Origin of the sequence: Intrasporangium sp. (genome assembly GCF_051961875.1) — a bacterium.
GTDB lineage: Bacteria > Actinomycetota > Actinomycetes > Actinomycetales > Dermatophilaceae > Intrasporangium_A.
In genome coordinates this window covers 1-5,219 of the sequence record NZ_JBQCCV010000051.1, presented here as the reverse complement: position 1 = coordinate 5,219, position 5,219 = coordinate 1, and the positions used below count along the sequence as shown (strand labels likewise).

5 protein-coding genes are annotated in these 5,219 nt (G+C 70.6%); 1 reads left to right on the top strand and 4 read right to left on the bottom strand.

All coding sequences use genetic code 11. The features are described 5' to 3' along the window. Nucleotides 1-136: 136 nt before the first annotated feature. The 3 genes from ACTHJJ_RS03050 to ACTHJJ_RS03040 are packed head-to-tail and all read right to left on the bottom strand — an operon-like array spanning nucleotide 137 to nucleotide 2,913. Entirely contained in the window at nucleotides 137-1,063 is a 927-nt protein-coding gene (locus tag ACTHJJ_RS03050; RefSeq protein ID WP_440301462.1) for an ABC transporter substrate-binding protein, read from the bottom strand. Nucleotides 1,064-1,108: 45 nt separating this feature from the next. After that, on the bottom strand, nucleotides 1,109-1,948 hold the full coding sequence (locus ACTHJJ_RS03045) for a nitrilase-related carbon-nitrogen hydrolase (RefSeq protein WP_440301461.1): 840 nt from the start codon (nucleotides 1,946-1,948) through the stop codon (nucleotides 1,109-1,111). Beyond that, entirely contained in the window at nucleotides 1,945-2,913 is a 969-nt protein-coding gene (locus ACTHJJ_RS03040) for a hypothetical protein (protein WP_440301460.1), read from the bottom strand. The genes ACTHJJ_RS03045 and ACTHJJ_RS03040 overlap by 4 nt, the downstream gene beginning before the upstream one ends. A gap of 129 nt (nucleotides 2,914-3,042) precedes the next feature. Here ACTHJJ_RS03040 and ACTHJJ_RS03035 point away from each other — a divergent pair, with 129 nt between their 5' ends. Then, nucleotides 3,043-4,401 (top strand): aminotransferase class I/II-fold pyridoxal phosphate-dependent enzyme, encoded by a 1,359-nt coding sequence (locus ACTHJJ_RS03035; protein WP_440301459.1) that lies wholly within the window; start codon nucleotides 3,043-3,045, stop codon nucleotides 4,399-4,401. A 31-nt stretch (nucleotides 4,402-4,432) separates the two neighbouring features. Here the strand turns inward: ACTHJJ_RS03035 and ACTHJJ_RS03030 are convergent. Next, on the bottom strand, nucleotides 4,433-5,219 hold a 787-nt coding region (locus tag ACTHJJ_RS03030), incomplete at its 5' end, for a DUF5995 family protein (RefSeq protein ID WP_440301458.1).

The following is a 5,219-nucleotide window of genomic DNA, read 5'->3' as shown; positions in this document are numbered from 1 at the left end:
GCCAGCTGGCCCGCTCCGTCGTGGGGGGCTACCCACGGGCCGGGGGGGCGCGGACGCGGGGTGTCGTTGTGGTGGGGCCCGGGCGGGGCCTGGGGCCGCGCCGGTGCTTCGTTCTGGACTGGACGTGCGGTCATGCTCATTCGACTCCCAGGTTGATGCCCGGCGTCGCGAGAACGTTCTTCTCCAGGCCCCACTTCTTCATGATCGAGTCGTACGTGCCGTTCTCGTGCAGGGTCTTGATCCCCTCCACGAGGACGTCAGCCAGCGGGGAGTCCTTCGGGACGACCGCGCCCTGGAACAGGTCGTTGAAGCCGTTGGACTTCCCCTGTCCGGCCAGCTCGAGCTTGCCGCCAGACTGCTCCACGAAGTAGGTGAGCGGCGCCTGGGACGAGAAGAACGCGTCGGCGCGGTGCGACTGCACGGCGAGGATCGAGGAGGGCTGGTCCTTGTAGGACTGGACGTCGATGGCGGCCTTGCCCGCGGAGACGCACTTCTCGGACTGGGCCTTGATGACCTTCTCGGCGGAACCGGCTGCCTGCACGGCGATCCGGGTGCCGCAGGTGCTGTCGAGCCCGTCGATCTTCTTGGGGTTGCCCTTCTCGACCGCGAAGACGACGTACTCCTTGACCCAGTCGACGAACGTGGCCTGCTTCTGCCGCTCGGGGAAGTCGCCGACCGGCCCGAGGTCGAGGTCGTAGCGGTTCGCCTGCATGCCGGACAGCACGCTGGCCAGTCCGTCGATGGTGGTGTGCTCGATCTTCACCCCGAGGATGCTGCCGAGCGCGTCGGCGAGCTCGGCGGTCGCGCCCTGCATCTGCGAGCCCTCGGCACCGACGATGGTGTACGGCGGGAACGAACCGGTGTTGACCGCGACGATCTTTCCTGCGTCCTTGATCTTCTGGGGCAGCTTGTCGTGCAGGGACTGGTTCAGGCTCTGCTGCTGCGTGGAGCCGGATGCCTGGGGCGTCGTGCTCCCGCCCGTCGTCGGGTCCGCCGTGCAGGCGGCGGTCGTCAGGGCTGCGACGGCGGCCAGGGCGATCGCGGAGTTGCGCAGGTTGGTCATGGCTGGGAGGCCTTTCATCATGTTGGTGTCTCGAGTGACAGGGGGTCAGGCGGTGGGGAGGGCCGTCCGGATCGGCACGGGGGTGGGCGCGACCTCGAACCGGCGGTTCGCGAGGACCGGCAACTGCTCCCGGGCGGCCTCGAGCCGCTCACGGGTGATGGTGGCGGTGATGAACCCCGGCCCTTCGCCGGCTTCGGCCACCGCGACCCCGAGGGGGTCGACGATGAGGCTGCGGCCGATGTTGCGCGGACCGGACTCGCCGCTGCCGATGACGTACACGGTGTTCTCGAGGGCTCGCGCGGTCACCATCGTCCGCCAGTGGTCTTCCTTCAGCGGTCCCCGCACCCACGCCGCAGGCAGCGCGAGGATGTCGGCGCCGGCCACGGTGAGGAGCCGGGCCAGCTCCGGGAAGCGGACGTCGTAGCAGGTCATCAGGCCGAGCCGGAAACCCTTGACGTCGACCAGCGGCGGCACGACGTCCGCGGGGGTCACGTTGTCGGACTCACGGTTCGCGAAGGCGTCGTAGAGATGCAGCTTGCGGTAGATCCCGACGGTCTCGCCGTCGCGCAGCACGACCAGCGTGTTGTAGGGCCGCGGGTCGCCCGACAGCTCGTGGATGCCGACGACCACGGTCAGGTCGAGTCCGCGCGTCGCCTCGGCGACACCGGTCACGAAGGGCCCGTCGAGCGGCTGGGCGTGCAGGCGGATCCGTTCGCGTTCGCCGATGAAGCGGGCGAGGATGCCCTCCGGCAGGACGAGGAGGTCCACACCCTCGGTCACGGCCTGCCGGATCGCGGCCGTGACGGTGGCGAGGTTCTCCTCCCACCCCTCACCTGCTGTCATCTGGGCCGCGGCCACCTTCAGGCTTTGGGCTGCTGCTGTCATGAGGCAATCTCCTCTTCAGTCAAGGGCTCGACGGGATAGGGGAACAGGTCCGCTTGCGGGACCGGCGCGGTGAGGAGCCGCTGTTCGACCAGCTCGGTCTGGAAGTCGCGCACCATCACGCGGTCGGCGGAGACGCCATACGGCAGCCAGTCGGCGCCCACCACGCGGGTCGCGAAGCCGATCTCCTCGTTGTGCCACGGGGTGATGTCCACGAGCTTGTCCCGACGAGCGCGACTCAGCCGCTTGGCGGCGTCGAAGGCGGTGACGACCTGCTGCGCCACGTCGGGGTTGTCCCGCAGCACCTCGGCGCGCAGGGCCAGGACATGGATTCCCGGGATGTACCCGTGCCGCCGGTAGTAGTCGGCCTCGGCCTGACGGTTGTCCGGATAGAGCGTCCGCAGGTCCGAGCCCAGCGCGTGGAAGCCCGGTGGCATGAACGGCGTCATCACGGCGTCGAGCTGGCCGGCCCGCAGCAGATCGACCAGCGGCGCCCCGTCCGCGGTGTGGCGCACGTTGTCCCCCACCGTGACGTTGCCGATCCGGTCGACGACGGGATGGTTCGTCGTCAGAGGCCCGACCTGCCAGTCGGCGTCGTCGACGCCGATGCCGGCCTCGCGCAGGACCGCGCGGGTCCACACGTTCCCGCTGTCGGCCCATCCAGTCAGGCCGATGCGCGCACCTCGCAGCGCCGACGCATCCACCGCCTCGCTGTCCGACCTCACGATGATGCACCGGTGGCGGAAGCCACGCATGAGGAAGACGGGCAGGGCGATGATGCGCTCGTCGCCGGACGACCGGGCGCGCACGTAGCGGCTGAAGGACGTCTCACCGCCGTCGAAGCCCGTGTCGTGCCACAGATCCGGGGTGGCGTCCAAGCGATCGATCTTCACCAGGTCGGCGCCCACGTCGCCTAGTGCCAGGGGGATGACGTGGTCCCAGTGGCGAACCCCGAGGTGCACAGTCACAGCTCTCCTCACAGCAGGATTGGGTCGAAGCGGATCGCTCCGGCTGGCATCAGCGTACGTTCAGACCCATTGCTGAACAATATGTCATTTGTTACTGTTCATTCACACTGGGTCGAGAGGAGCTCAACGATGAGCGAGGACGTGGTCGCGGACGACCGCCGGGAGGCCAGCTCGGCATGGCTCGCCGAGCGCATCCAGGAACCGAGCGCGACGGGCATCTCGGCCACGGTCGCCCGGCTCGTGCGCAGTGGGGACCTGGCTCCCCTGACCCGGCTGCCCACCGTGCGCGCCCTCGCCACCCGGCTCGGAGTCAGCCCCGCCACCGTGTCCACGGCGTGGACCGCGCTGCGGAAACAGCGGGTGGTCGATGGCGGCGGCCGCCGCGGCATCTGGGTCCGGGAAGGGCTGTCGGTGCCCCGGCCCGCCCGCTACGAGAACATCTCCCACCTGTGGCCCGGCCGGACGCTCAACCTCTCGCGGGCGGTGCCCGACCCGGCGCTGCTCCCGGACATCGGCACCGCACTGGCGCACGTGTCGGACGATCCCGAGCTGCACTCCTACGAGGTCGTCGCCATCAGCGAGCCCCTCCGTGAGGCCGCGGCCGCCACGTGGCCCTTCCCGACCGAGAACTGGCTCGCGGTCAACGGCGGCTACGAGGGCATCCAGCTGCTCCTCGCCACCAGCGTCGTGCACGGCGACCACGTCGCGGTCGAGGACCCGGCCACGCCTCGGCTGCTGGACATCATCGACCAGCTGGGCGCCCGGGTGATCCCGGTCGCCACCGATGCCGCCGGGCCGGTCCCCGCCTCCCTGGCTGCCGCGATGCGCCGGCAACCAGCGGCGTTCGTCTACGAGCCGCGGTCGAGCTCGCGGCTGGCCGCCACGCTCACGCCCGAGCGCCGTGACGAGCTCGCGACCATCCTCTCGACCGGCAACCCCCTCATCGTCGAGGACGACGGGCTCGGCGAGCTGAGCGACGCCCCCTACCACGGGCTGGCCGGGCTCCTGCCTCACTCCACGGTGCTGGTCCGGACCTACTCCAAGTCGCACAGCCCCGATCTCCGCCTCGCCGTCATGGGCGGCGGCGCGGCGCCACTCGAGCGCGCGCGGATCTACCGGCAGTTCGGTGCAGGCTGGACCAGCCGCATCGTGCAGAACGCCCTTGCGTGGATGCTGCTGGACCCCGGTTGCCAGGAGCAGGTCAGGACCGCACGCAGGGTCTACGCCGAGCGGCGCCAGTGCCTCGTCCGGCTCCTGGAGGAGCGCGGAGTCCCGGTGGCAAACGAGTCGGGGCTGGCGGTCTGGGTGCCGGTGCTCAACGAGCGCGAGGCGTTGCTCGTCCTCGCCTCCCACGGAATCGCCGTCGCCGGCGCGGCCGAGAGCTGGACCCGCCAGGGTCCGGCCGCGGTCCGCGTCGCCACCGGACAGCCGATCCCGAACGTCGAGACGGTGGCCGACGCCCTCGCGTTGGCGAGCACGGCCACCTGATCGACCCGCGACAGCGCCCGGGCCGGCGGCCTCAGACGAGCTGCGCCACCGGGGTCAGCAGGACCCGGCCGGTCAGGCCGACCGAGCTCGAGAGGGTCTCGAGGAAGTCGTCCTGCAGCTCCCCGAGGTCGCCCAGCCGCCACAGCACGAGGGCGTTGACCCACGCGGCGTCCCGCGCGCGCCCGATGCTCCACGAGCTGACGAGGTTGGCGATCGGGGCGGCGTAACGCCGGTCGAGGTCGAGCGCGAGGCCGTCGAGGAACGACTGCCGGACCTGCTCCTGCACCTCGGCGAGGAGGTCGGTGACGCGCTGGTAGTCGGCCGCGACGTCGCGCGCCTCCGGGCTGGTCCCGAGCTGCCGGCAGGTACGCACCACGGCGATCGGCAGGTCGTGGTTGATGTGCGCGTTCATGCCGGCGAGCGCGAACTGGATCGGCACCCGGCCCGCCTCGTGGCGCGCCTCGAACAACGGCGCCCACGCGCTCACCGGATGAGCGGCGTCCACTGCCTCGAGGTAGAGCCCGGCGAAGACGATGTCCAGCCGGTTCATGAACTCCGCGTTGCCGAAGTAGCCCTCGGCGATCCGGTCCCGGACGAGCTCGGTGACCCGCAGGTACATGCCGTTGAACGGGGCGAGCCCGTCAGCCAGCTCCAGCCCGAGTTCGAGGGTGCGCATGCGCTCGCACACTGCGTCGATGCTCGCCGGCTGACCGGCCGGCGGCTCCTCCCGACGAGGCCGCACCTTGCCGCGGATGAGGTCGAGAACCCGCGAGAACCAGCCCATGTCGCGAAGGTACCGGGCAGACCCACGACCGGCT